This window comes from Mycobacterium sp. NPDC050551, assembly GCF_040674075.1.
GTDB lineage: Bacteria > Actinomycetota > Actinomycetes > Mycobacteriales > Mycobacteriaceae > Mycobacterium.
The window spans coordinates 28,985-54,889 of the sequence record NZ_JBFARC010000008.1 but is presented as its reverse complement, the minus strand read 5'-3'; the positions used below and the strand labels follow the sequence as shown (position 1 = coordinate 54,889).

Sequence of the window (25,905 nt, the reverse complement as noted above, 5' to 3'; positions counted from 1 at the left end):
GATACGGCGCCGGACTCGCGCTGGCCTACCTGATGACTGCCGCCGAGGTGGTCGCGATCGCCGTCTCGCTGAGCGCGCAGAGCGTGACCGACGCCCAGGCCCTGCTCAGCAGGCAGAATCTGATCGCCACCGTGGCGCTGGTCGCCGTCGGCACCGCAGCCGTCTCGGTCGGCGGCGTCCTGCTGATCGAACCGGCCGTCCGCCTGCTGGAGAGCGGCGATCGGGATCTTGGCAGCCTGCGGACGGTCCGCAACCTGACCCACTGGCAGTCGGCGATCCTGTTGACGCCGTGGGTCGTCGCCGCCGCGGTGATGGTCACCCTCAACGCCGACAAGGGCGGCGGCGTCTTGGCGGTGATCGCCTTCGCGGTGATGTTCGGGACGACCGCGACGGTGGCCACCGCGTTCCTGTTCACCCAGCGCACACTGCGGCCGGTGATGACCGTGACGGCCGGGGACCTCGCGCACGCCGAGGCCGTCCCGGGTGTCCGCGCGCGGCTGATCCTGATGTGGACCGTGTGCACCGCCCTGCCCGGCGCCGGCATCGTCGCCCTGACCATGCTGCGCCGCAACGGCTGGCTGATCTCGCAGGACGCGTCGGTGGAGGTCCCGGTGCTGGTGCTCGCCATCGTCGCGGTCATGCTCGGCCTGCGGGCGATGATCGTCGTCTCGCGGTCCATCTCCGATCCGGTGCGCGACGTGGTGGCGGCGATGGCCGAGGTGGAGCGCGGCGACATCGGCCGCCTCGTCGATGTCTACGAACGGTCCGAGATCGGCCGGTTGCAGAGCGGCTTCAACCGGATGGTGATCGGGCTGCGTGAGCGTGACCGGTTGCGCGACCTGTTCGGCCGCCACGTCGGCCCCGAGGTGGTCCGCCGTGCGATCGAGGGCACCGAAGCCGTCGCCGGGGACGTGCGCGCCGCCGCGGTGCTGTTCATCGACCTCGTCGGGTCCACCGAACTGGCCACCCACCGCGAACCCCAGCAGGTCGCCGACATCCTCAACGAGTTCTTCCGCATCGTGGTCGCCGCCGTCGACGACAACCACGGCCTGGTCAACAAGTTCCAGGGCGACGCCGCGCTCGCGGTGTTCGGCGCGCCGCTGCCCATCGACCGGCCGGCGACCGCCGCGCTGACCACGGCGAGAACCCTCAGCATCCAGTTGTCGCGTCTGTCAGTGGACTTCGGCATCGGCGTGTCCGCAGGACCGGTGTTCGCAGGCAACATCGGCGCAGAGAACCGCTACGAGTACACCGTCGTCGGCGACGCCGTCAACGAGGCCGCACGGCTGGCCGACCGCGCCAAGGGCGTCGAGGCCCGGGTGCTGTGCTCGGGCAGCGCACTGCGCGAAGCAGACGACGCTGAACGCGTGCGGTGGGCCGAGCACAGCCGTGAGGTGCTGCGCGGCCGGTCCGATCCCACCGACATGTGGGCGCCGACCGCACCGCGCTGACCCGGCGCGATCGGCAGGTTACATCCCGAACATCACCGGGAACCCCCGGACATGACCTCAGATGTCAGGGCCGCCGAACCGGCGGCGGTGCGCCAGGCCGTACGCGGTGCGGCGATCGGCAACACCGTCGAGTGGTTCGACTTCGCCGTCTACGGCTTCCTCGCCACCTACATCGCCGCGAAGTTCTTCCCGCCCGGCGACGAGACCGCCGCCCTGCTCAACACGTTCGCGATCTTCGCCGCCGCGTTCTTCATGCGACCACTCGGCGGACTGTTCTTCGGTCCCCTGGCGGACCGGATCGGCCGTCAACGCGTGCTCGCCCTGGTGATCCTGCTCATGTCGGCATCGACGTTCGCCATCGGCCTCGTTCCGAGCTACGACTCGATCGGCGTCTTCGCGCCGGTGCTGCTGCTCCTGTTGCGGTGCCTGCAGGGCTTCTCCGCCGGCGGTGAATACGGCAGCGGCGCCTGCTTCCTCGCCGAGTACGCGCCGGACCGTCATCGCGGTTTCGTGGTGGCGTTCCTCGTCTGGTCGGTGGTGATCGGCTTCCTGCTCGGGTCCATCACCGTCACCGTGCTCGAGGCCGCGCTGAGCGAGCAGGCGATGGAGAGCTACGGGTGGCGGATCCCGTTCCTGATCGCCGGAGTGCTCGGCGCCGTCGGCCTCTACATCCGGCTCCGCCTGGGCGACACACCGGAATTCGAGCGACTCAGGGAGTCCGGGGAGGTCTCCGAATCGCCGCTGCGCGAGGCGGTCACGACGTCGTGGCGGCCCATCCTGCAGATCGTCGGACTGGTGATCATCCACAACGTGGGCTTCTACGTGGTGTTCACCTTTCTGCCGAGCTACTTCACCGAGACGCTGGGGTTCACCAAGACCGACGCGTTCGTCTCGATCACGGTGGCGAGCATCGTGGCGCTCGTGCTGATCCTCCCGTTGGGCGCGCTGTCGGACCGGATCGGCCGCAAGCCGCTGCTGATCGCCGGAGCGGTCGGGTTCGCGGTGTTCAGTTATCCGCTGTTCTGGCTGCTGAACTCCGGATCGCTGGCGGCGGCCGTCGCCGCCCACGCCGGCCTGGCCGCGCTGGAGGCGGTGTTCGTCTCGGCCTCGCTGGCCGCGGGCGCCGAGCTCTTCGCCACCAAGGTGCGCTCCAGTGGCTACTCGATCGGCTACAACACGTCGGTCGCCCTGTTCGGCGGCACCACCCCGTACATCGCCACCTGGCTCACCGACCGGACCGGCAACGAACTCGCCCCCGCGATCTATCTCATCGTCGCCGCCGTCATCACGCTCGCCACCATCATGACGATGCGCGAGTCGGCGGGCCGGCCGCTGCGCCAAACCGTCGAATAGCTCTGCCGGACGGGCGATCACGCGCTAGTGTGACCCATGGCCAACCCCGCGGGCGTGCCGCCGCGCACCTCGGGTCCGCGGGTCGCGCTGGCCAGCTTCATCGGCACCACCGTCGAGTACTACGACTTCCTGATCTACGGCACCGCGGCCGCGCTGGTGTTCCCGAAGCTGTTCTTCCCCGATGCCTCTCCGGCGATGGGGCTGCTGCTGTCGTTCGCGACCTTCGGAGTCGGGTTCTTCGCCCGGCCACTGGGCGGAATGGTGTTCGGGCACTTTGGCGATCGCGTCGGGCGCAAGCGGATGCTGGTGTACTCGCTGCTGCTGATGGGCCTGTCGACGGTGCTGATGGGGCTGCTGCCGACCTACGCGCAGATCGGGTGGGTCGCGCCGCTCCTGCTGACACTGCTGCGGCTGATACAGGGTTTCGCGGTCGGGGGCGAGTGGGGTGGCGCGACACTGATGGCGGTCGAACACGCGCCTTCGGCCAGAAAGGGCCTCTACGGCGCCTTTCCACAGATGGGTGCACCGGCGGGCACCGCGACGGCCACCCTCGCCTTCTACGCGGTGTCGCTGCTGCCCGACGACCGGTTCCTGGCCTGGGGCTGGCGCATTCCGTTCCTGGCCAGCGCGCTGTTGATCGTCATCGGGCTGGTGATCCGGTTGTCCATCGCCGAGAGTCCGGATTTCGCCGCGGTGCGCGAGCGTGCCGCCGTGGTGCGGATGCCGATCGTCGCGGCGTTCCGCAGGCACTGGCGCGAGATCCTGCTGGTGGCAGGCGCGTACCTGTCTCAGGGGGTGTTCGCCTACATCTGCGTGGCGTACCTGGTGTCGTACGGCACCACGGTCGCCGGGATCACCCGGGCGCAGGCGCTTTTCGGCGTATTCGTCGCCGCACTGGTTGCGGTGGTGCTCTATCCGATGTTCGGCGCGCTGTCGGACCGGGTGGGGCGCAAGCCGGTGTTCCTGGCCGGCGTCGTCGCGATGGGCGTGGCCGTGCTGCCGGTGTTCGCACTCATCGACACCGGCGATCCCGGGTTGTTCTCACTCGCCCTCGTGCTGGTGTTCGGCATCGCTATGGCGCCTGCGGCAGGCGTGACCGGGTCGCTGTTCAGCCTGGTGTTCGATCCCGATGTGCGCTACAGCGGGGTGTCGGTCGGCTACACCCTCTCGCAGGTGGTCGGTTCGGCGTTCGCACCGACCATCGCCACCGCTCTCTACGCCGCCACCGGGACCAGCGATTCGATCGCGGCGTACCTGATCGGGGTGTCGGTGGTCTCGGCGGTCGCGGTGAGTCTGATGCCCGGCCCCTGGCGGGGCAATCCGGCGACGTGACCGCGCGTCAGGTGTCGATCTCGGCGATCGCCTCGGCGGTGCGCAGGTCGGCGTAAGCGAACGAATAGCGTTGCGCCAGAGCCAGAGCGATGTCGGGGCGCTGCCACAGCTCGCCCGCGCTGGCGGTGCACAGCCACAGCGTCAGACCGTGTGCCACCGAAGCCCGGTAGCGCAGCCAGATTTCGTCGGGCGACGGTGACTCGTCGGCGGGCAGCCCGAGGGCGCCGCGGTACTCCTCGAGGAGATCCCGTTCGCTGCTGCGGCGGTCCTCTGTGGTCAGCGCGCCCTGCAGGAAGTACCCCAGATCCAGCGACCAGTTGCCGCGCCGGGCGACCTGCCAGTCCAGGAATCCGATCTCGCCGGTGGGCAGCAGGTAGGTGTTGCCGATGTGCGGATCGCCGTGCAGCAGTGTCTGCGGCGACTTCGTGAGACTGCGGATGTAGGGCGCCCAGATGTCGTCGATGAGTTCGCCGATGGTGAGTGCCATCACCTCGTCCGGCGCGTCGTCACCCAATCGGTCGAGCGCGGCCTGCAGCGGCGCCGCGCCCATGCCCTCCCATGGCACGAACGGTTCCAGCCATTCCAACTCGGGTATCTGCGACCTTGCGCCCCAGTACTTTCCGTGCATCCGGGCCAGGCCCCGCACCCCCGTCGCCGCCTGCTCCACCGTCAGCGGCCGGGTGGCGTCGCGCGGGTCGGCCCCGCGCACGGTCAGGTCCTCCATGACCAGGATGAAATCCTCGCGGGGCTCGTCGATCACGGCCGCGTACACGGTCGGATGCTCCAGCGGCAGGTCGACGCCCGAGTTGAACAACCGGGGCTCGTGGAAGAGCCCACTGGTGAGCCGCACCAGATCCCGGTGGCCGGGGTCGACCGCCTTGACGAACACCGTCTCCGGACCCGAACCCGAGGTGTAGCCGAGCCGCAGCCGGGCCCGCCGGTTGGTGCCATCGTCGCGCAGGTCGACGCTGACCGAGCCGACCACCGCGTCGGGATGGCGATCACCGAGCGCCGCGGTCATCCAGACCGGGGTGATGTCTTCCCAGTCGTTGGGGACCGTCAGTTCGACACTGGTCATCGGACGATGGCGGGCATCGAATCCCAGCCGCGCACAGTCGATGTCGGCGACAGGGCGGCGTTGGCCATGTCGACGTCCCATTCCGGGAAGCGCTTGAGGATCTCCTCGAGCGCGATGCGGCCCTCCAGTCGGGCCAGTGCCGAGCCGAGGCAGTAGTGGGTGCCGACACTGAATGCGAGGTGCTGGCGCGGTTCGCGGTGGATGTCGAACACGTCGCCGTCGGGCGGGTACTGCCGGTGATCGCGTACCGCCGCGCCGATCAGCATCATCATCACGCTGCCTTCCGGCACGGTCTGGCCGTGGATCTCCACGTCCCGGGTGACGTAGCGCGCCACGTGTGGCGCAGGCGGCTCGAAACGCAGCAGCTCCTCGATCGCCTGCGGGATGAGCGCCGGGTTGTCCACGAGTTCGCGGCGCTGGTCGGGGTGTTCGGCGAGCACCTTGGCCGCCCAGCCGATGAGCCGGGTGGTGGTCTCGTTCCCCGCGCCGGCGACGACGTTGATGTAGATCAGCAGTTCCTCGCGGGTGAGGTGACGCTTGACCCCGTGCTCGTCGGTGAACTCGACATTGAGCAGTTCGGTCATGATGTCGTCGGAGGGGTTCTCCGTGCGCCAGTCGATGTAGGCCTCGAAGATCGAACCGTCCACCAGACCGTCCTGCGCGGCCGCCATCGGCTTGCCCGCCTCGGTGCGAAGCTGCGCGTTGCCGTGGTCGCGGATCTTCTCCTGGTCTTCCTCGGGAATGCCGAGCAGCGCGCTGATCACCCGCATCGGCATGATGGCGCCGAAGTCGGTGATGAAGTCGAACCGTCCCGACTCCATCGCCGGGTCGAGACTCTGGGCGCAGAATTCGCGGATCTTGGGTTCCAGCGCGTTGACCTTGCGCGGGGTGAACATCCTCGCGAGCAGCTTGCGATGGATGTCGTGGATCGGCGGGTCCTCGAAGATCACCGTGCCCGGCGGGATGTCGATGTTGGCCTTGATGAGTTCGACGATGGCGCCGCGGGCGGAGCTGAACGTGCCGTGGTCGACGAGCGACTTGCAGACGTCCTCGAACCGGCTCACCGCGTAGAAGTCGTGCTGGGCGTTGTAGTAGAGCGGCGCCTCGTCACGGAGGCGCTTGAACATGGGATACGGGTCGGCGTTCAGTTCGACGTCGTAGGGGTCGAAGTAGACGCCGGGGCTGGCACTCACGGTCACGGAAATCCGCCTCTCTTTACGCGAGAGGGAGCTTACACGCGTAAGTGTTACACGTAACCCCCGATGTGTTAAGCGGTCGGCTTAGTGATCAGGTCGATTCGCGTTGGATCAGCGTGGCCACGTGCTCGATGCCCGGGTCGTGTTCGGTGGGGTAGCCGAGCTCGGCCATCATCGCGGCGACGGACACCTCGACGATCACCCGGGCGTCGAAACCCACCGAGGTCAGCGGCGGTCCGCTCACCGCGCCGAGCGGGCGGGCGTCGACGCCCATCACGGCCAGGTCCTCGGGGCAGCGCAGGCCGGCCTGGCGCAGCCCGTGCAGCACCACGAAGGCCGTCTCGTCGCTCTGGGCGCAGACCGCGGTCACTCCGTCGTCGACCAGCGTGCGCACCAGCTCGGCCGCGCCGGAGCCGTCGGTGGCGAAGGTGGCGACCTCGAGCTCGGGCACGGCTCGGGCACGGGCCGCGACGCGCAACCCCTCCAGCCAGTAGTCCCCCAGCGGACGCAGGCGGTCGATGTCGGAGTAGGCGAAGGCGATCCGGCGGTGCCCGCGTTCGGTGAGGTGGCTGATCCGCAGCTCGCCGATGGACAGGTGCAGCGCGCCCATCGCGCGCAGTTGGGCGCTGCCGAGGTGGATCTGGGGTATGCCGCGGGCGCTGACCGTCGCCAGCGCCGCACCGGTGAGCGGGAACACGCTGGTGACGGCAGCAGGATTGAGATCGTTGACGGCGTCGATCACGTTGTGGTCGTCGTCGGTCTCGAACTGCAGTGACAACACGATGCCGTGCCGCGCCAACGCGGTGGTCAACCGGCTGCCGACCTCCATGGGCAGTTCGCCCAGCGCGATGCGCGGGACGATGTAGAGCACCACACCGCTGCCACCGACGGCGAGGTTGCGGGCTGCCAGATTGGGCCGGTAGCCGAGCCGGTCGGCCGCGTCGCGGACGGCGGCCCGGGTCTGCGGCGAGATCCGCTGACCCTCCACGTTGTTGAGCACGTAGCTGACCGTGGCCGTCGAGACGTTCGCGAGCCGCGCCACGTCGGCCTTGGTCGGCCTCGCCGCCCCCCTCACTGCCACCGCGTCATCGTCGCACGTCAGGCCGCGGACGGACGGGCCTCGGGCAGGCCGCCGGCCAGTGGGCGGCCGGCGGACTCACGCAGCGTGAACAGGGTCGCCACCGACACCACGGCCGCGACGACCAGGTAGACCGCCGGGGTGAGGTTGTTCCCGGTCTCACTGATCAGCCAGGTGACGACGTAGGGCGTGGTGCCGCCGAACACGGCGACCGAGATGTTGTAGCCGATCGAGAAGCCGCTGTAGCGGACCCGCGTCGCGAACAGTTCGACCCCCGCGGTCACCGCCGCGGCGACGTAGACCGACTCGATCGCCGCGAGCAGGCAGTGCGCCACGACGGCGGCGACCACCGAGCCCGAGTTCAGCAGCAGGAACAGCGGATACGCCCCCACCGCGAACGCCACCGCGCCTGCGATCAGCAGCGGCCTGCGGCCGATCCGGTCCGACAGCGCGGCCAGCGGCAGGATCAGCACCAGCGCGACCAGGCTGGCGAGCGTGACCGAGACGAACGACACGGTCCTGCTGAGCTGCAGGGTGCTGATCATGTAGGTCGGCAGGACCGTGAACACTACGTAGTAGCCGATGTTGAAGACGACGAACAGCCCGATCACCTGCAGGATGGGCCGCAACGCCGTGGTGGCGGCCTCGCGAAGAGGTGAGGCGGCGACGTCGTCGGATGCGCTGAGCGCCTCGAACTGCGGGGTGTCGTCCAGCTTGAGCCGGATGTACAGGCCGACCAGGCCGAGTGGTGCGGCGATCAGGAACGGGATGCGCCAGCCGTAGCTCTCCATCGCCGCGGTGGACAGCGTCGCCTGCAGGACGGTGACGGTGATCGAGCCGAGCAGGAAGCCCAGCACGCCGGACCAGGCGATGAACGTCACGGTCAGCCCGCGCCGGCGATCTTGGGCGTATTCGGCGAGATAGACTGCGCCACCGCCGTATTCGCCGCCGGCGGAGAAGCCCTGCAGACAGCGCAGAACCAGGAGCAGCACCGGGGCCGCCACGCCGATCGTCGAATAGGTGGGCAGCAGACCGATCCCCAGTGTGGCGGCCGACATCAACAGGATCACCAGGGCCAGCACGCGTTGCCTGCCGAGACGGTCCCCCAGAGGCCCGAACACGAATCCGCCGAGCGGCCGCATGAAGAACGCCGCCGCGAAGATCGCGAACGTCTTCAGCAGGGCGGCGGTGTCGTCGCCGGACGGGAAGAAGTTCGCCGCGATGAACGTCGCCAGGAAGCCGTAGATCGCGAAGTCGAACCACTCGACGGCATTGCCGATCGACGCGCCGGTGACGGCCTTGCGCACCGCGGCGGCGTCGGCCTGGCGGACGGGGGCGGGCTGGCTGTCCATGGCGAGACGGGAGCCTACACCGCACTTACCCGCATAAGTCGTGGTTCAGGCCCGACGTACCGCACCGGTCAGAGCCGGCTGATCGCCTCCGACGCCTCGGATGCCGTGATCCGGCGCTTGTCCAGGGCCTCGCTGATCGCCTTCACGTCGGACACCATCTCCGCGTACGACCGCAGTCGCATCAGTTGCCGCTTCATCGCCTCTCCCTGTCTGCCGTTGCTTGTCCACTCCATCCAACGTCGCCGCACCTGCGCTGACGTCGCGGAACGCGGTGAGGTCGGTCACGGCAGCGGTGACGTTGCGCACTGCGGCAACCGATCTGGAGGCAGGCCACACGATCGCGTCACATCGGGCCCGCCGGGTTGCATACTGCTCACATGTCAGGTGTGCGATGAAAGCCGTGAGTTGTCGGGCCGGCGCGCTGGAGGTCGTCGAGTTGACCGACCCGCGGCCCGCCGACGGCCAGTTGGTGCTCGACGTCACGCGCTGCGGCATCTGCGGTTCCGATCTGCATGCCCGCCACCACGCCGACGAGCTGGTCGGGGTGATGAACGAGGTCGGCTACCGGGACTTCATGCGCAGCGACACTCCCGTGGTGATGGGCCACGAGTTCTGCGGCACCGTCGCCGAACGCGGCCGCCGCACCGCGAAGGAGTTCAAGGCGGGCGCCACCGTGGTGTCGTTCCCGTTGCTCCGCACCCACGGCGGCGTCCACCTCACCGGCCTTTCGCCGAAGGCGCCGGGCGGCTACGCCGAACAGGTGGTGGTCGAGGCGGCGATGAGCTTCATCGTGCCGAACGGGCTCGCGCCCGACATCGCCGCGTTGACCGAGCCGATGGCGGTGGCCCTGCACGCCGTGCGACGCAGTGAGATCGGCAAGCGCGACACCGCCATCGTGCTGGGCTGCGGGCCGGTCGGGCTCGCGGTCGTCTGCCATCTCAAAGCACTCGGCGTATCCAAGATCGTCGCCAGCGACTTCTCCCCCGGTCGCCGGGCGCTGGCCACCCGCTGTGGCGCCGACGTGGTGGTGGACCCCGCGGTCGATTCGCCGTACTCCGCCGCCTCGCAGAAGGGCGCGATCACCGAGGCGCCCGCCCTGTACGAACTCGGGATGTCGTCGATGGAGAAGCTGCGACGGCTCCCGGGCTGGTCGCACCTCTACCGAGCGGCCGACGCGCTGGGCGCCGCGGGCCCGAAGAGGCCGGTCGTCTTCGAATGTGTCGGCGTCCCCGGCATGATCGACGGCGCTCTTGCCGGCGCGCCGCTGCAGTCGCGGGTCATCGTCGTCGGCGTGTGCATGGGCGAGGACACGCTGCGGCCGTCGATGGGCATCGCCAAGGAGATCGACCTGCGCTTCGTGTTCGGTTACACCCCGCTGGAGTTCCGCGACACCCTGCACCTGCTCGCCGACGGCAAGGTCGACGCGTCGGCCCTGGTGACCGGCACCGTGGGTCTCGACGGCGTGGCCGCCGCGTTCGACGCACTCGGTGATCCCGAGGCGCACGCCAAGATCCTCATCGACCCCGCCAGCAGCGCGACGGCGCCGGTGGCCACGGCGTGACCGGCACGCCGGCACCCACCGGGGTCGCCGGCGAGGTGGTCGGCAGCCTCGGCCCGAATTGGTTCGCGTCGGTGATGGGCACCGGCATCGTCGCGACGGCCGCGGCGACGCTGCCCGTGCATCTCCCCGGACTGCGCGTTTTCGCCCAGGGCGTCTGGGTGTTCGCCGCCGCGCTGCTGCTGGTGCTCGTGGTCGCGGTGACGCTGAACTGGGCGCGGCACCCGACCGTCGCGCGCGGTCATGCCCGCAACCCGCAGATGATCCACTTCTACGGCGCCGCACCGATGGCCTTCCTCACCGTGGGCGCAGGCACCCTGCTCGTCGGCGCCGATCTGATCGGCACGGACCTGGCCGTCGACATCGACTGGCTGCTGTGGTCCGTCGGCACCGCGGGCGGGCTGTACACCGCCGTCACGATCCCGTTCCTGATGTTCACTCAGCACGAGGTGGAACCGGACGCCGCATTCGGCGGGTGGCTGATGCCGGTGGTCCCGCCGATGGTGTCGGCGGCGACCGGTGCGCTGCTCATCCCGCACATGGCGCCCGGCGCCGGACGGGCCAGCATGCTCTACGCCTGCTACGCGATGTTCGGCATGTCGCTGGTGGCCGCGCTGATCATCATCACGATGATCTGGAGCAGGCTGACCCACTACGGCACGTCGGGCACCACACGGGTGCCGACGCTGTGGATCGTGCTCGGCCCGGTCGGCCAGTCCATCACCGCGGCAGGCACGCTCGGCGCGCAGGCCCACCTCGCGGTGGACGCGCCGATCGCGCAGGCGTTCAACGTGCTCGCGATCCTGTTCGGCGTGCCAATGTGGGGGTTCGGGCTGCTGTGGGTGGCCCTGGCCACGTCCCTGACGCTGCGGACACTGCGGCGCGGGATGCCGTTCGCCCTGACGTGGTGGAGCCTGACGTTCCCGGTCGGCACCTTCGTCACCGGCACCTCGCAGCTGGCCCTGCACACGGGCCTGCCGGCGCTGCGCGTCGCGGCGGCGCTCGCCTATGCGGGCCTGCTGTGCACCTGGCTGCTGGTGGCGGTGCGGACCGCGCTGGGCAGCGCACGCGGCGACCTGCTGCACCCGCCACTGAACCCCGGCCCGATACGAGCCCGCAAGGATCCCGCCCGCTGAGCGACGGGGCCGTCCCAACAGATCCTCGAAGCCAAGTAAGGTGACCCTAATTTGGATCGCCCGCGTGCGCTGCGGGGAAGCGAGGGGAGACAACCGGTGTCCGACCAGTCGGAGTTCTCACTGGTGATCGGCTACGCCAGTGACATGGGGTCGGCCGAGTACGTCGCCTACCAGCTCGCCACGGCGCTCAAAGAGGTCGGCATCGACGTGACCGAGACCGAGCTGAACGACATCGGCTACGACGACCTGCGCGGCGCCACTCATTTCATCGTCGTCGCATCGACATGGGGTGACGGCGAGTTGCCGGACAACGGCACCCTGTTCTGGGAGATGCTGAGCGCGCAGGACGCCGCCCGGCTCGACCACCTCGACTTCGCGGTGTTCGCCCTCGGCGACAGCGGTTACGACCTGTTCTGCAACGCAGGCAAGATTATCGACGAGCGGCTGGCCGAACTGGGTGCGACTCGCGTCGCCGACCGTGTCGACTGCGACGGCTACTACGAGTCGGAGTCCGAGGCGTGGATCCCGGACATGGTCAAGCTGCTGGAGGCGGCCCGTGCGGGGACCGGAGACGTCGCGCCGAGCGTCGTCGCCGTCGCGACGCAGGAGGCCGACGCGCCCGCACCGTGCCCGTGGACCCACCACAACCCGTATGCCGCCCGACTGGTCGTCAACCGCAGGCTCAACGCCGCCGCGTCGGACAAGGAGGTGTGCCACTTCGAGATCGACCTCGGCGACTCCGGGATCACCTACGCGGCAGGCGATTCGATCGCCGTACATCCCGTCAACGATCCGGCGCTGGTGCAGGCGATGCTCAGCCGGCTCGGAGTCGGGGTGGATCACGAGGTCGACGGCCACGACCTGACACTCGACGAACTGCTCGGCGAGCACTTCGAGATCCGGACACCGTCGCGGGCACTGCGCGATCTCGTCGCGTCCCGCATCGGGGACACGCCGGCCGACGTCGACGTGCTCGACCTGATCGACATGGCGGACCTGGACGTCGACGAGGTGCTGGACACGTTGCGGCCGTTGCAGTTCCGCGACTATTCGATCGCGTCCAGTCCGCTGGAGCACCCGAACCGGGTGCACCTCACGGTGGCCACCGTGCGGCACGCGGTACGCGACCGTCGCCGCGGCGGCGTCGCGTCGACCTACCTGGCCGACCGGTGCCACACCGTCCGGGTGCACCCGCGGCCCAATCACCACTTCCGGCTGCCCGCCCCGGACGTGCCGATCATCATGGTCGGGCCGGGCACCGGCATCGCGCCGTTCCGCGCCTTCCTGCAGGAGCGCCGGGCCACCGGGGCGGACGGGAAGTCGTGGCTGTTCTTCGGTGACCGCAGGCGCGCGACCGATTTCCTCTACGGCGACGAGTTGCAGGGCTTCCTCGATGCGGGCGTGCTGAGCCGGCTGGATCTGGCGTTCTCCCGGGACGGAGGCGACGAAGGCCGCGCCAAGGATTATGTGCAGCACCACATGCTGGCCGGCGCCGCGGAGCTGTACGCGTGGCTGGAGGACGGCGCGTACTTCTACGTCTGCGGCGACGCCGACCACATGGCCCGCGACGTCGACCGCGCACTGCACGACGTCGTCGCGACCGCGGGCGGCAAGTCGGCCGACGACGCCCACGCCTATGTCAACGAACTGATCCGCAGCCACCGCTACGTACGTGACGTGTACTGAGTGCGGGCGGTGTCGGTTGCGCTGCCTCGGGCGTGTAAGCACCTGCTCGCGTCAACTTATGTTGACGCGCGGGGATGGTGGTGCCACCCGTGTACTGCTGCAGAGATATGAGTGCGGGCGGTGGGACTCGAACCCACACGTTCTCTCGAACACCGGCACCTAAAGCCGGCGCGTCAGCCAATTGCGCCACGCCCGCGACTCGTCAATCGTAGTCGGACGGCGACTCGGTTCGGCGACGGCCGCGCGGTACCGTTGACCCATGTCCACTACACGGCGTAGGAGACCGGCGCTCGTCGCGCTGGTGATCCTCGGCGCCGCAGGCTGCCTCGCCCTGGCGTGGTGGCAGTGGACCCGCTACGAGTCGGCATCCGGTTCGTTCCAGAACCTCGGCTATGCGCTGCAGTGGCCGATGTTCGCCGGCTTCTGCGTCTACGCGTACTACAAGTTCGTCCGCTACGAGGACGCGCCACCCGAACCGGCCCGCAGCGACGACGTCACCGAGATTCCCGCCGGCCTGCTCCCCGAACGGCCCGCGGCGGCCGCCGCCCCCGACGACGACGATCCGACGCTGCGCGAGTACAACGCCTATCTGGCCGAACTCGCCCAGAACGACAACGAAGGCAGGACCAAGCCATGACCGCGCCCGAGACACCGCAGGCCCCCACGCCCGTCGGCGTGAGCACCGAGACGATCCGCAAGGCGCTGCTCGGCTACCGCGTGCTGGCCTGGACGACCGGCATCTGGCTGATCGCGCTCTGCTACGAGATGGTGATGAAGTACGCGTTCGACAACGACTCGCTGAGCTGGATCGCCGTCGTGCACGGCTGGGTGTACTTCGTCTACCTGCTGTTCGCCGCCAACCTCGCGGTCAAGGTGCGCTGGCCGATCGGCAAGACCATCGGCGTGCTGCTGGCAGGCACCATTCCCCTGCTCGGCATCGTCGTCGAGCACTTCCAGACCCGCGACATCAAGGCGCGGTTCGGGCTGTAGCCCCGGCGGGCGCCGTCTCGGCGTCGTCCGCGACGACGTCCTCGCGCGCCGGGATCAGCAGCGCCATCACCGTCGCCAGGGCCGCCGCACCCGCGGCCACCACCAGCGCGATCCGCAACGCGTTCAGCGTCGGGAAGACCGCACCGCCGACCGTCACCGACATCCCGGCGAGGATCGCGCCGATCACGGCGCTCGAGATCGACGTGCCGAGCGCGCGGGCCAAGGCGTTGATGCCGTTGGCCGCCGCGGTCTCCGACATCGGCACCGCGGCGTTGATCAACGCGGGCAGGCTCGCGAACGCCAGTCCCACCCCGATACTGACCAGCACGTTGAACACCATGACCTGCCATGGACTCTGGATCAGCGCGAGCCCGGACAGGTACGACGCCGACACCACCGCTCCGCCGATCACCAGGGTGAACCTGGGGCCGCGCACCGCCGCGATCCGCGCGGCGACGGGCGCCGACACCATCATCGCCAGACCGCCTGGCGCCAACCACAATCCGGTGTGCAGCATGCTCTGGCCGAGGCCGTAGCCGGTCGACGCGGGCAGTTCGAGCACCTGCGGCCCGATCAGTGACATGGCGAACAGCGCGAACCCCACCGCGACCGACGCCAGATTGGTGGTCAGCACCGGCCTGCGCACCGTGGTCCGCAGGTCCACGAGCGGCATCGGGGTGCGCAACTGCCACCAGCCGAACACCGCGAGCACCACCGCCGACCCGGCGAACATGCCCAGCGTCGTCACGCTCGTCCACCCCCAGCCGCCGCCCTTGGAGATGCCGAGCAGCAGCAGCACCAGGCCGGCCGCCAGTCCCACCGCGCCGGGTCCGTCGAAGCGGTCGGCCGACGCCGACGGGATGCGCGGCACCAGCGCCGCGAACAGCAGCCCGGACAGAGTGCCCAGCGCCGCGGCGAACCAGAACAACGCGTGCCAGTCGAAGCTGTCGGCGATGACGGCCGACAGCGGCAACCCCAGGGCGCCGCCGACGCCCAGCGAGGCGCTCATCAATCCCATGGCGGTGCCGACGCGGTGCGCGGGCACCGACGCCCGCAGCACGCTGATGCCCAGCGGGATGATGGGCATGCCGAAGCCCTGCAGGGCGCGGCCCACCACCATCAGCAGCAGCGAACTGCTCAGGGCGGCGATCAGCGAGCCGATGGTCAGCAGCACCGTGCAGATGATGAGAATCGGCTTGGGCCCGTGCATGTCGCCGAGCCGGCCGAACACCGGGGTGGCGACCGCCGCCGTCAGCAGGGTGGCGGTGATCGCCCACGACGCGTTGGACGCGCTGGTGTCCAGCAGCGTGGGCAGTTCGGGGATCAACGGGATCACGAGTGTCTGCATCAGCGACACGCTGATGCCCGCGGCCGCCAGCACCGCGACGATGATCCCGGGATGACGACGCACGCCGGGGATGCTACCCCTTAGGTCGTCTATGCAAACCCCGGCGGTGTCCGTCTCATTGCGACGGCGCGAGCTCCCCCAGCGCCTTCTCCGCTCCGCGGTTCAACGGCACCGGGCTCGTGTCACGTGCCGACTCGACCTTGATGCCCTTCGCCGCGCCGACCGCCTGCTCCAGCTGCGGCTTGCGGTCGAACAGCGTCTTGGTCAGCACGCACGCGAGGTTGGCGTCGATGTCGTCGCGCACCAGCAGCAGGTTGGGCACCACGATGGTCTTCGCATCGGCCGGGGTGCCGTAGGTCGCCGAGGGGATGACGCCCTCCTCGTAGACCGGGCTGATCTCCTGCATCTTGGACAGCTGCGGGGTGATGTCGAGGAACGTCACGGCGTCGCGCCGCGTGGTGAACAGGTCGGTGATGCCCGGCGTCGGCAGTCCGCCCGACCAGAACATCGCGTCGATCGAACCGTCCTTCATGCCGTCGACCGTCTTGGTCAGGTCGAGTCGTTGCGCGGCGACGTCACTCTGCGGATTCAGCCCGGCCGACTCGATCAGCCTGTTGGCGATCACCTCGGTGCCCGAACCGGGCGAGCCCGTCGAGACGCGCTTGCCGCGCATGTCGGCGATCGACTTGATGCCCGCATCGGACCGGACCACCACCTGCGTGTAGTTCGGGTAGAGCCGTGAGATCGCCTGGATGGGTTGCTTCTCGCCGTCGAAGCCGCCCTTGCCCTCGACGGCGTCCGATGCGGTGTCGGCCAGAGAGAACGCCACCTGGTACGCGCCGCCGACGAGCTGCTGGATGTTCTGCACCGAGGCGCCGGTCTCAGCCGCGGTGGCCTTGACCTTGCCGTCGGTGGCCGACGAGATCTGTTCTGCATAGGCGTTTCCCAGCGAGAAGTAGACGCCGGTGGCGTTACCGGTCGCGATCGCGATCCGGGTGTCGCCGGAGACCTCGCAGGTCACCTCACCGCCGGTGTCGGCGGCCGGTTTGTCCTGGCGACCACCACATCCGGTGATCGCCGCACCGACCATGAGCAGTCCCGCGCCCACCGCGATCGCACGTCTCATTCTCGTCTCCTCTTGTCGATGATGGCCAGCGCGACCGCCACGAGCAGGCACGCCAGTCCCGCCACGATGGTGACGGGATCGAGGAACAGCAAGAGCAGGGCCGATACGGCGGCGAACACCCGGGAGACGCGGTTGGCCTCCCCGACGCCGAACACCCACCCGCCGACGGCGATCGACAGCGCCGCGATGCCGGCGCACGCCGCCGCGGTCACCCACACCACACCGATGACCGAACCGCGACCCAGCAGGTGTTCACCCGGACCGGTGACCACGAACGCGATCGGCACCAGGAACGCAGGCAGGCCGTAGCGCAGCGTGTGCCACATCGTCGGGATGGCCTTCCCGCCCGTCACCGCCGACGCGCCCACCGCCGCAAGGGCCGTGGGCGGGGTGATCTCCGAGAGCACCGAGTAGTAGAAGACGAACATCGCCGCCGCGGGCGCGGGCACGTCGAGTTCGAGCAGCGCGGGCCCGATGATCACCCAGCCGATCACGAACGACGCCGTCACCGGGATCGCCAGGCCCAGTACGGCCAGCGCGACCGCGGCGAAGACCGCCGTCAACGCGAGCATCAGGGTGCGGTTGTCGGTGATCGCGTCGACACCGCGCACCAGCACAGACGAGAACTGGGCGCCGAGTCCGGTCTTGGTCGTCATCGCGGTGATGACCCCGGCCGCCGCGCAGACCGCGACGACGGGCAGCACACCGCGCACGCCGGACGCCAGCGCGTCGAACGTCCGGTGCGGCGTCAGACGGTGTCTGCGGTCGAGGAACGACAGTGCGAAGGCCAGCAGCGTGGCGTACACCACGGCCCGGGTGGCGCTCACCCCCAACGCCAGCAGCACGACGATCGCGATCAGGGACGAGAAGTGATAGCCGAAGCGCAGCAACAACTTCCACGCCGACTGCGCTTCGAACTCGGCGGGCCGCACGCCGAACCGGCGGGCGTCCATCTCGACGGCCAGCAGGATGCCGAGGTAGTACAGCAGCGTCGGGATGGTGGCCCAGCCCAGCACCGTGAGGTAGGAGACCTCGAGATACTCGGCGACGATGAACGCCGCCGCGCCCAGAGTCGGCGGCGACAGCAGCGCTCCGACGCCGGCCGCCGCGAGCACGCCGCCCGCGCGCTCGGGGGTGTAACCGGCCTGCTTCATGATGGGCCAGGTGACCGCACCGGTGCTGACGGCCGTCGCGGTGCCCGACCCGGAGACCGTGCCGAGCAGGAAGCCCGACGCCACGGTCGTGCGGCCGGCCGCGCTGCGCGAGCGGCGGAACGCGGCCACCGACAGGTCGACGAAGAACCGCGCCGCACCGGACCGTTCGAGCACCGCGCCGTAGATGGTGAACAGCACGATGTAGGTGGCGGCCACGTCCAGCGGGGTGCCGAAGAATCCGCTGCCCGAGTTGTACAGCGCGTCGATGATCTGATCGAAATCCAGTCCGGCGTGCGCGATGTCCCAGCCCTGCGGCAGCAGTCCGCCGTAGTACCCGTAGGCGAGGAACACCGCGCACACGATCGGCAACGCCCACCCCGTGGTGCGCCTGCAGGCCTCGAGGATGAGCACCAGGAGCAGCGCGCCCATCACCACATCGGTGGGTTCGAGCAGGCCCTGCCGGTCCAGAAACGCGTTGTATCCGCCACCGCCCGAGCCCAGCGCCATCGGCAGCACCGGGTAGAGACACACGAGCAGGGTGAGCAGGGCCAGCACCCAGTCGAGGGCACCGGGCCGGTCCTCGGGATCGATGCGGGGCAGCCCCGACCGGTAGACCAGATACACCAGCGGCAGGGTGCCGGCCAGGAAGATGATCAGGTAGTACTGGCTGCCCTGGGGCAGCGGACGGAACACCTGCCAGATCGTCAGGATCGCCACCGCGAAGGCGACCACGGTGACCGCGCGGTCCACCCAGCCGCTGAGCTGACGACCCGGGCGCTCCTGGTCGTCGGTCTGCGGGATGTCGGTGAGGGCCGCCGACGGCGGTGCGGTCGACGGCGCCGTGGCAACCGACGTCGAGGGGCCGGGCTCTGGCGGCGTTGACCTCTCCATCGAGAGAGACGTTATGCCGCAGCGCCTGCGTTCGTGGCTGATTGCGGTGAGTCCGCGCGATTGTTCGGGGTCAGCCCCCGGTGAGCGCCCGTAGCGCCGGGATCAGCTGCGCCAGAGCGCGGCCGCGGTGCGAGGCCGCATCCTTCTCGGCGGGGCTGAGTTCTGCTGCGGTGCGGTCGTTTCCGTCTGGGAGGAACACCGGGTCGTAGCCGAATCCGCCGCCACCGCGCGGCGCCCGGACGATGTGACCCCGCCACTCACCGCGCACGACGGTGGTGTGCTCCCGGTCCGGGCCGACGACCAGCGCGCACGCCGACACGAATGCCGCGCCGCGCCGCTCGTCGGGTACGTCGTGCATCTGGGCCAGCAGCAGCGCGGTGTTCTCGTCGTCCTCGCCGTGGGTGCCGGACCAGCGTGCCGACAACACCCCGGGCATGCCGTTCAGCGCGTCCACCGCCAGGCCGGAATCGTCGGCGACCGCGGGCAGTCCGCTGGCCCGCCACGCGTCGCGGGCCTTGGCGACGGCGTTCTCCTCGAACGTGGCGCCAGTCTCGGGCGCCTCGTCGAAGGGCGCCACGTCGTCGAGTGAGCGCAGCTCCAGCCCCGACACCCCTGCGGTGTCGAGGACGCGACGGAGTTCGGCCAGCTTCTTGGGGTTGCGCGTGGCGACCAGGACGTCGACCACGGCGATCAGCTGCCGAACGCCTTCTTCGGCGGCGACGCCGGCTCCGGCAGCACGCCCGGGTAGGGCAGCTCGAGCGCCTCGCGCTGCACGACGAACAACTGCTCGCAGGCGGCGAGCGCGACGTCGAGGAGCTTGTCCAGCGTCGAGCGCGGGAAGGTCGCGCCCTCCCCCGTGCCCTGGACCTCGACCAGCGTGCCGGTGTCGGTGGCGACGACGTTCATGTCCACCTCGGCGCGGGAGTCCTCGGTGTAGGGCAGGTCGACGCGCACCCGGCCGTCGACGACGCCGACGCTGACCGCGGCGATCGCGCACGACAGCGGGCGCGGGTCGGAGAGTTTGTCGGCGGCCGCGAGGTAGGTCACCGCATCCGCGAGCGCGACGTAGGCGCCGGTGATCGCCGCCGTGCGGGTGCCGCCGTCGGCCTGCAGCACGTCGCAATCGATGGCGATGGTGTTCTCGCCGAGGGCGTTGAGGTCGATGCAGGCCCGCAGCGACCGGCCGATGAGCCTGCTGATCTCCTGCGTTCGTCCGCCGACCCGGCCCTTGACCGACTCGCGATCCGAGCGGTCATGGGTGGCGGCGGGCAGCATCGCGTACTCGGCGGTGAGCCAGCCCTGGCCGGAGCCCTTGCGCCACCGCGGCACGCCCTCGGTGACGCTGGCGGTGCACATGACCCGGGTCTGGCCGAACTCCACCAGTACCGAGCCCGCCGGATGGGTGGTGAAACCGCGGGTGATCACGACGGGCCGCAGTTCGTCGTCGAGGCGGCCGTCTTCTCGTCTGGACACGCGCCAACCCTAACCGGTGGGCGGGGCGATTCAGCGGCGCGGGACGTCGAACGTCTCGCCGCAGACCACCGCGTGCACCGGGCCGTCGAACTCGGCCTTGGCTTCGCTGATCACGTCTTCGCGCGAGGTCCACGGCGGGATGTGGGTGAGCAGCAGTTCCGACACTCCGGCCGCGGCCGCCATCTGACCGGCCTCGGTTCCGGACAGGTGCAGTTTCGGTGGCCGGTCGGGCGAATGTGTCCAGGACGCCTCGCACAGGAACACGTCCGCGCCGCGCGCCAGATCGACGAGCGCATCACACACGCCGGTGTCCCCGCTGTAGACGAACGAGGCGCCGGACGGGTCGGTGAACCGCATGCCGTAGGACTCCGTCGGGTGGCACACCAGCCGGGGCAGGACGTTCAGGGAGCCGATGTTCACGGCCTGGCCGTCGACCCAGGGGCGGACGTCGAAGATGTCGGAGAAGTCGTCGATCTCGCCGCCCTCGGGAGACGACGCGGCGCCGAGCCGGGCCCAGGTGTTGGCCGGGCCGTACATCACCCCGCGGGCGGGGGCGGGCGTCGGGCCGTACCGGCGCCAGACGAACAGCCCGGGCAGGTCGAGACAGTGGTCGGCGTGCAGGTGCGACAGCAACACCTGAACGTCGTTGGGGTCGGCGTAGCGCTGCAGGGCGCCCAGCACGCCACCGCCGAAGTCGATCACCAGTGGCGGGGTGTCGGGCGCGGTGAGCAGGTACCCGGACGCCGGCGAATCAGGCCCGGTAACGCTACCGGAGCAACCGAGCACGGTGATTCGCACGCCCACTAGCTTGCCATGCCCGATGCGCCGAGGACGAAAACATCACCGCTTTCGCTCCGGCCGATCATCATCCGTCACATCCTCACGTCGGCGTGACGACGAACGGGCCGCACACCGTCGAGTCCGGGCCCCAGAAAACGGGCCGCGAGGGCGGTGAACGCGTCGGGATCCCCAGTCGCCTCGAAGCTGCGCACCGGCGGTTCGGCGACGGGATCGTCGGGGTGCGGGCGCAGCAGATCGCGTTCGGTGAGCACGCGCAGCAGATCCTTGGCGGTCTCCTCGGCGCTGGACACCAGCGTGACCTCGTCGCCCATCGCGAGCTGGATGAGCCCGGACAGCATCGGGTAGTGCGTGCAGCCCAGCACCAGGGTGTCCACCCCGGCGCGCTGCAGCGGCTCGAGGTATCCCTCGGCCAGGCCGAGCACCTGTCGGCCACTGGTCACCCCGCGCTCGACGAAGTCGACGAACCGGGGGCAGGCGACGGCGGTGACGACGGTGTCGCGGGCGGCGGCGAACGCGTCCTGGTAGGCGCCGGAGGCGACGGTCGCCGCGGTGCCGATCACCCCGATGTGGCCGTTGCGGGTCGCGGCCGCCGCACGCCGCACCGCGGGCCGGATCACCTCGACGACGGGCACGGGTGCGTAGCGTTCGCGGGCGTCGGCCAGGCACGCCGACGACGCGGTGTTGCAGGCGATCACGAGCGCCTTGACGCCGCGGGCGACGAGGTCGTCGCCGATGGCGAGCGCGTGCGCCCGGATCTCGGGAACGGTCAGCGGGCCGTAGGGACCGTTGCCGGTGTCGCCGACGTAGACGATGTTCTCGTCGGGCAGCTGGTCGATGATCGCCCGCGCGACGGTGAGACCGCCGACGCCGGAGTCGAAGATGCCGACGGGAGCGCTGACATCCGTCACGAGGTGAGGTAGGGGTTCGCCGGGGTCTTGCGACGCTCGCGCGCCGCGCGTTCCGGTTTCGACAGCAGGTACGCCGCGACGACGCCTGCCACGGCGCCGCACAGATGGCCCTGCCACGAGACTCCCGGGGTGCCGGGCAGCACCCCGAGCAACACGCCGCCGTAGACGAACAGCACGACGACGCCGACCACGATCTCCCACACCTTGCGGGTGAAGAAGCCGAACACGATGAGGAACGCCAGCCACCCGAAAATCAGGCCGGACGCGCCGATGTGATTGGTCTCGCAGCGCACGCCGACGTACGGGCAGTGCGCGCCGATGTTGCCGATCAGCCAGGTGCCGAAGCCGCCGAGGATCCACACGATCGCCGTCGCGTAGATGAACCGCGACAGCCCGGCGAGCGTCATCAGGAAACCGAGCACGAGCGCCGGAATGGTGTTGGCGATCAGGTGGTCCCAGTTCGAGTGCAGCATCGGCGCGAACACGATGCCCCAGAGCCCGTCGGACTCGAGCGGCCGGATCCCGTTGTCGTCCAGGCGGTGCCCGGTGATGTTGTCCCAGATCTCGATGACGTAGAGCAGCGCCACGAAGCTGAGCACCGTGACGCCGCCGACGAGCCAGGCAGGCCGCTTCTTCGGCTTCGGCGGTTGCCCGGCGGCGTATCCCCTGCCACCGCCGTACCCGCTCATGCCCATAGCTGCCCTTCCAGCGCGTCCTCGGCGTCATCCAGGCTACCGGCGTATGCGCCGGTGGACAGATACTTCCAGCCGGCATCGCACACCACGAACGCGATGTCGGCGCGCTGTCCGGCGGCCACCGCCTTGGCCGCCACCCCCAGGGCGGCGTGCAGGATCGCCCCGGTCGAGATGCCGGCGAAGATGCCCTCGATCTGCACCAGCTCGCGGGTCCGCCGGATCGCGTCGAAGGACCCGACGGAGAACCGGCTGGTGAGCACATCAGGGTCGTAGAGCTCGGGGATGAAGCCCTCGTCGATGTTGCGCAGCGCGTACACGCCCTCGCCGTAACGGGGTTCGGCGGCCACGATGGCGATGTCGGGCACCTGCTCGCGCAGGTAGCGGCCGGTGCCCATGAGCGTGCCGGTGGTGCCGAGCCCCGCCACGAAGTGGGTGATCTCGGGCAGGTCGGCCAGCAGCTCCGGGCCGGTGCCCTCGTAGTGCGCGGCCGAGTTCGCCGGGTTGCCGTACTGGTAGAGCATCACCCAGTCCGGGTTCTGGGCGGCCAGCTCCTTGGCGTGCGCGACGGCGGTGTTCGAGCCGCCTTCGGCCGGTGAGTCGATGATGCGGGCGCCGTACAGCTCGAGCAGCTGCCTGCGCTCGATCGAGGTGTTCTCCGGCATCACGCAGATCATCGTGTAGCCCTTGAGCAGCGCCGCCATCGCCAGCGAGATGCCGGTGTTGCCGCTGGTGGGTTCCAGGATGGTGGCGCCGGGGGCGAGCAGGCCGTCGCGTTCGGCCTGCTCGATCATCCGCAGCGCAGGGCGGTCCTTGATCGAGCCGGTGGGATTGCGGTCCTCGAGCTTGGCCCACAGCCGCACGTGCGGGGCCTGGTCGTCGTCGTGCCACCGCGGCGACAGCCGTTGCAGACCGACCAGAGGCGTGTTGCCGAGCGCCTCCAGCGGGGAGTCGTATCTCACCCGCCTGCCACCGCGGGCAGGATCGTGACCGAGTCGCCGTCGGCGACACTGGTGTCGAGTCCGCCGGAGAACCGCACGTCCTCGTCGTTGACGTAGATGTTGACGAAGCGGTGCAGCTTGCCCGGCTTGTCGGGGTCGATGAGCCGGTCGGAGATCCCGGAGTAGTTCGACTCCAGGTCGCTGATCACGGCGGCCAGCGTGGCGCCGGACGCGGTGACGCGCTTCTCGCCGCCGGTGTGCGTGCGCAGGATCGTGGGAATCGAGACGGTGACAGACATCGGGGTTTCTTTCTCTCAGTACTGCTCGACGACGGTGACGGGTTCCTCGGTGACGACGCCGTCCACGATGCGGTAACTGCGCAGCTCGTGTTCGTCGGGGTCGCGGGTGGACACCAGCACGTAGTGCGCGTCCGGCTCGGACGCGTACGAGATGTCGGTGCGGCTCGGGTAGGCCTCGGTGGCGGTGTGCGAGTGGTAGATGACGATCGGAGCGTCGCCTGCCTCTTCTAATGCCCGCCACACCCGCAGTTGCTCCTGGGAGTCGAACCGGTAGAAGGTCGGCGAGCGCTCGGCGTTGAGCATCGCGACGAATCGTTCCGGACGGTCCGAGCCCTCGGCGCCCGCGATGATGCCGCACGCCTCGTCGGGATGGTCGGCGCGGGCGTGGGCCACCATGGCGTCGACCAGGTCGGCGCGAATCGTCAGCACGGGACCCTCCTCGTCGCACTCCTGCTCATCCGAACGCTCCCGGCAACAGGTTCCGGTATGTCGGTATTCCGGCCACCGGTTCGGCGGCCAGCACACCGACCAGCACAGCCCGGGCCAGGCAGTCGGCCGCCGCGGCGCCGACACTGGTGATCAACGCCATCTCGGGCGTCATCGATGCCGGGGTGTCCGGCGGCGGGGCGACCTCGATGGCGCCGGTGGCCAACGCGAACACGGTATCGCCGTCGTGCGGGGTGTGGGACGGGCGCAGGGTGCGGGCCAGCCCGTCGTGGGCGGCGAGGGCGACGCGGCGGCAGCCGGCCGGGCTCAGCGCGGCGTCGGTGGCCACGACCGCGATGGTGGTGTTGAGCGGACTGTGCTCGGCGTGCCGGTCCAGGTACGCACGGATCTGCTCGGCCGGCGGTCTGCGCAGCCCGAACTCCTCGATCAGGTACGCCGTCCACGGCAGCCCCGTCGCGGTGTCGACGGCGTCGCCTGCGGCGTTGACCACCACCAGCGCCCCGACGGTGACACCGGAATCGAGCATCGTCGACGCGGTGCCGACGCCGCCCTTGAGCACCCCCACGCGGGCGCCGACGCCCGCGCCGACGGTGCCGAGCGCCACCTCGGTGCCCGCGGCGGCCGCGGCGGCGTGGCCGAAGTCGGCGGTCGGCCTGCAGCCCCACCCGCCGACCGGCAGATCGAAGATGACCGCGCCGGGCACGATGGGCACCACGCCGCCGTCGAGCGCCACCCCGCGGCCCTGCTGCTCCAGCCACGTCATCACGCCGTCGGCGGCGGCGAGTCCGAAGGCGCTGCCACCGGTGAGCACCACCGCGTCCACGTGACGCACCGAGTTCATCGGGTCCAGGAGGTCGGTCTCCCGCGTGCCGGGTGCGCCGCCCCTGCCGTCGACCGCGCCGACGGTGCCGGGCGGGGTGAGCACGACGGTGGTGCCGGTGGCCCAGCCGGAGCCCAACGTGGCGTCGTCGTCGATGCGGTGGTGATGGCCGACCAGGATCCCGCCGACGTCGGTGATCGAACCGCTCATCTGGCCTTGCCGATCAGCGCCAGCACCAGGTACTCCTGCAGCACCGTGAGCCACTGGTACACGTCGAGGTGGCCGGCCATGGGGTGGTCCGGCGGCAGTTCGTCGGGCCCGCCGGCACCGATGTCGAGCATGGTGCCCAACGCGAGGCGCACGTCGTTGACGGCCGCGACCCAGGACTCGGCGTCGTCCTCGGACAGTTCGAACTTGCCGCCACCACCCGGCAGCGTGTCCAGCAGACGTTGTCCCGCTTGTTTTTTCGCGTCGAGGATGGTCGGCTCGTGCAGGCTGCGCAGCGCACTGTTGAGGCTCTCGGCCGTGCCGGAGCCCGCCGGGTGGTCGTTGTGCGGCTTGAAGAAGTCGGGCAGCAGCCGCTTCATCGTCTCGTCCTGCGGCGGCTGGGAGTTGCCGGTGCGCATACCGGTGATCGCCTCGAGTTCATCTGCGGGTGAGGAGGATTCACGCTCCTCGAGCATCCCCAGCAGGGACGTCACCAGGTTCTGCAGCAGCGCCGCCTCGTGCTCGGCGAGCGCCGACCGGAACCGCGGGCCGCCTGCGCCGTCGATCCGCTTCCATTTGCGCACCGCG

Annotated in this window: 26 protein-coding genes and 1 tRNA gene; 8 read left to right on the top strand and 19 right to left on the bottom strand. The window is 69.8% G+C overall.

What is annotated here, in order from left to right:
* Positions 1-32 precede the first annotated feature (32 nt).
* Genes AB0K11_RS26400 through AB0K11_RS26390 form a run of 3 tightly spaced genes read left to right on the top strand, consistent with a single transcriptional unit; the run spans position 33 to position 4,136 of the window.
* A complete protein-coding gene (locus AB0K11_RS26400; RefSeq protein ID WP_364984808.1) occupies positions 33-1,451 on the top strand; it encodes an adenylate/guanylate cyclase domain-containing protein in 1,419 nt (472 codons plus the stop codon).
* A gap of 51 nt (positions 1,452-1,502) precedes the next feature.
* Entirely contained in the window at positions 1,503-2,804 is a 1,302-nt protein-coding gene (locus AB0K11_RS26395) for an MFS transporter (protein WP_364984334.1), read from the top strand.
* 36 nt (positions 2,805-2,840) lie between these two features.
* On the top strand, positions 2,841-4,136 hold the full coding sequence (locus tag AB0K11_RS26390) for an MFS transporter (protein WP_364984332.1): 1,296 nt from the start codon (positions 2,841-2,843) through the stop codon (positions 4,134-4,136).
* Between the two features lie 7 nt (positions 4,137-4,143).
* On the opposite strand, the gene AB0K11_RS26385 is transcribed toward AB0K11_RS26390, so the two are convergent.
* The 5 genes from AB0K11_RS26385 to AB0K11_RS26365 all read right to left on the bottom strand — a co-directional run bounded on the left by AB0K11_RS26385 (position 4,144) and on the right by AB0K11_RS26365 (position 9,037).
* Positions 4,144-5,214, bottom strand: coding sequence for a phosphotransferase (locus tag AB0K11_RS26385; RefSeq protein ID WP_364984330.1), 1,071 nt, complete (start codon positions 5,212-5,214; stop codon positions 4,144-4,146).
* Positions 5,211-6,413 (bottom strand): cytochrome P450, encoded by a 1,203-nt coding sequence (locus AB0K11_RS26380; protein ID WP_364984328.1) that lies wholly within the window; start codon positions 6,411-6,413, stop codon positions 5,211-5,213. The genes AB0K11_RS26385 and AB0K11_RS26380 overlap by 4 nt, the downstream gene beginning before the upstream one ends.
* Positions 6,414-6,501: 88 nt before the next feature.
* The gene (locus AB0K11_RS26375) at positions 6,502-7,491 is read right to left on the bottom strand and encodes a LacI family DNA-binding transcriptional regulator (RefSeq protein ID WP_364984326.1); all 990 of its coding nucleotides are present in this window, start codon (positions 7,489-7,491) and stop codon (positions 6,502-6,504) included.
* Positions 7,492-7,508: 17 nt separating this feature from the next.
* Positions 7,509-8,840, bottom strand: a complete 1,332-nt coding sequence (locus AB0K11_RS26370) for an MFS transporter (protein ID WP_364984324.1) — start codon at positions 8,838-8,840, stop codon at positions 7,509-7,511.
* 68 nt (positions 8,841-8,908) lie between these two features.
* Complete coding sequence (locus AB0K11_RS26365; RefSeq protein ID WP_364984322.1) at positions 8,909-9,037, bottom strand: hypothetical protein; 129 nt, start codon at positions 9,035-9,037, stop codon at positions 8,909-8,911.
* A gap of 194 nt (positions 9,038-9,231) precedes the next feature.
* Between AB0K11_RS26365 and AB0K11_RS26360 the strand changes: the two genes are divergently transcribed.
* The 3 genes from AB0K11_RS26360 to AB0K11_RS26350 all read left to right on the top strand — a co-directional run bounded on the left by AB0K11_RS26360 (position 9,232) and on the right by AB0K11_RS26350 (position 13,220).
* Positions 9,232-10,401 (top strand): zinc-binding dehydrogenase, encoded by a 1,170-nt coding sequence (locus AB0K11_RS26360; protein WP_364984320.1) that lies wholly within the window; start codon positions 9,232-9,234, stop codon positions 10,399-10,401.
* Positions 10,398-11,534, top strand: coding sequence for a TDT family transporter (locus AB0K11_RS26355; protein WP_364984318.1), 1,137 nt, complete (start codon positions 10,398-10,400; stop codon positions 11,532-11,534). The genes AB0K11_RS26360 and AB0K11_RS26355 overlap by 4 nt, the downstream gene beginning before the upstream one ends.
* Before the next feature lie 96 nt (positions 11,535-11,630).
* Positions 11,631-13,220 carry a sulfite reductase flavoprotein subunit alpha gene (locus AB0K11_RS26350; RefSeq protein ID WP_364984316.1) on the top strand — a complete coding sequence of 530 codons (1,590 nt, stop codon included), beginning with the start codon at positions 11,631-11,633 and terminating at the stop codon, positions 13,218-13,220.
* A gap of 112 nt (positions 13,221-13,332) precedes the next feature.
* Here the strand turns inward: AB0K11_RS26350 and AB0K11_RS26345 are convergent.
* Positions 13,333-13,416: transfer RNA gene (locus AB0K11_RS26345), tRNA-Leu, on the bottom strand.
* A gap of 63 nt (positions 13,417-13,479) precedes the next feature.
* Between AB0K11_RS26345 and AB0K11_RS26340 the strand changes: the two genes are divergently transcribed.
* Both AB0K11_RS26340 and AB0K11_RS26335 read left to right on the top strand, forming a co-directional pair.
* Positions 13,480-13,857, top strand: coding sequence for a hypothetical protein (locus tag AB0K11_RS26340; protein WP_364984314.1), 378 nt, complete (start codon positions 13,480-13,482; stop codon positions 13,855-13,857).
* Complete coding sequence (locus AB0K11_RS26335; RefSeq protein WP_364984312.1) at positions 13,854-14,210, top strand: DUF3817 domain-containing protein; 357 nt, start codon at positions 13,854-13,856, stop codon at positions 14,208-14,210. Before AB0K11_RS26340 ends, AB0K11_RS26335 begins: the two co-directional genes overlap by 4 nt.
* Here the strand turns inward: AB0K11_RS26335 and AB0K11_RS26330 are convergent.
* The 13 genes from AB0K11_RS26330 to AB0K11_RS26270 form a co-directional block, all read right to left on the bottom strand.
* A complete protein-coding gene (locus tag AB0K11_RS26330) occupies positions 14,188-15,621 on the bottom strand; it encodes an MFS transporter (RefSeq protein ID WP_364984310.1) in 1,434 nt (477 codons plus the stop codon). The genes AB0K11_RS26335 and AB0K11_RS26330 overlap by 23 nt on opposite strands.
* Before the next feature lie 52 nt (positions 15,622-15,673).
* On the bottom strand, positions 15,674-16,684 hold the full coding sequence (locus AB0K11_RS26325; RefSeq protein WP_364984308.1) for a TAXI family TRAP transporter solute-binding subunit: 1,011 nt from the start codon (positions 16,682-16,684) through the stop codon (positions 15,674-15,676).
* A complete protein-coding gene (locus tag AB0K11_RS26320; protein ID WP_364984306.1) occupies positions 16,681-18,729 on the bottom strand; it encodes a TRAP transporter fused permease subunit in 2,049 nt (682 codons plus the stop codon). The genes AB0K11_RS26325 and AB0K11_RS26320 overlap by 4 nt, the downstream gene beginning before the upstream one ends.
* A gap of 70 nt (positions 18,730-18,799) precedes the next feature.
* Positions 18,800-19,414 (bottom strand): RdgB/HAM1 family non-canonical purine NTP pyrophosphatase, encoded by a 615-nt coding sequence (gene rdgB / locus AB0K11_RS26315; protein ID WP_364984304.1) that lies wholly within the window; start codon positions 19,412-19,414, stop codon positions 18,800-18,802.
* Between the two features lie 5 nt (positions 19,415-19,419).
* Positions 19,420-20,202 (bottom strand): ribonuclease PH, encoded by a 783-nt coding sequence (gene rph / locus AB0K11_RS26310; RefSeq protein ID WP_364984302.1) that lies wholly within the window; start codon positions 20,200-20,202, stop codon positions 19,420-19,422.
* 30 nt (positions 20,203-20,232) lie between these two features.
* Positions 20,233-21,006 (bottom strand): cyclic nucleotide-degrading phosphodiesterase, encoded by a 774-nt coding sequence (locus AB0K11_RS26305; RefSeq protein ID WP_364984300.1) that lies wholly within the window; start codon positions 21,004-21,006, stop codon positions 20,233-20,235.
* Between the two features lie 68 nt (positions 21,007-21,074).
* Positions 21,075-21,911 carry a glutamate racemase gene (gene murI / locus AB0K11_RS26300; protein WP_364984298.1) on the bottom strand — a complete coding sequence of 279 codons (837 nt, stop codon included), beginning with the start codon at positions 21,909-21,911 and terminating at the stop codon, positions 21,075-21,077.
* Complete coding sequence (locus AB0K11_RS26295) at positions 21,908-22,606, bottom strand: rhomboid family intramembrane serine protease (protein WP_364984296.1); 699 nt, start codon at positions 22,604-22,606, stop codon at positions 21,908-21,910. Before AB0K11_RS26295 ends, murI begins: the two co-directional genes overlap by 4 nt.
* Positions 22,597-23,565 (bottom strand): cysteine synthase, encoded by a 969-nt coding sequence (locus tag AB0K11_RS26290; protein ID WP_364984294.1) that lies wholly within the window; start codon positions 23,563-23,565, stop codon positions 22,597-22,599. Before AB0K11_RS26290 ends, AB0K11_RS26295 begins: the two co-directional genes overlap by 10 nt.
* Positions 23,562-23,843 carry a MoaD/ThiS family protein gene (locus tag AB0K11_RS26285; RefSeq protein ID WP_364984292.1) on the bottom strand — a complete coding sequence of 94 codons (282 nt, stop codon included), beginning with the start codon at positions 23,841-23,843 and terminating at the stop codon, positions 23,562-23,564. The genes AB0K11_RS26290 and AB0K11_RS26285 overlap by 4 nt, the downstream gene beginning before the upstream one ends.
* Before the next feature lie 15 nt (positions 23,844-23,858).
* Positions 23,859-24,272, bottom strand: a complete 414-nt coding sequence (locus AB0K11_RS26280) for a M67 family metallopeptidase (RefSeq protein ID WP_364984291.1) — start codon at positions 24,270-24,272, stop codon at positions 23,859-23,861.
* A 25-nt stretch (positions 24,273-24,297) separates the two neighbouring features.
* The gene (locus AB0K11_RS26275; RefSeq protein WP_364984289.1) at positions 24,298-25,320 is read right to left on the bottom strand and encodes a P1 family peptidase; all 1,023 of its coding nucleotides are present in this window, start codon (positions 25,318-25,320) and stop codon (positions 24,298-24,300) included.
* Positions 25,317-25,901, bottom strand: a complete 585-nt coding sequence (locus AB0K11_RS26270; protein ID WP_364984287.1) for a DUF2017 domain-containing protein — start codon at positions 25,899-25,901, stop codon at positions 25,317-25,319. Before AB0K11_RS26270 ends, AB0K11_RS26275 begins: the two co-directional genes overlap by 4 nt.
* Positions 25,902-25,905: the final 4 nt, after the last annotated feature.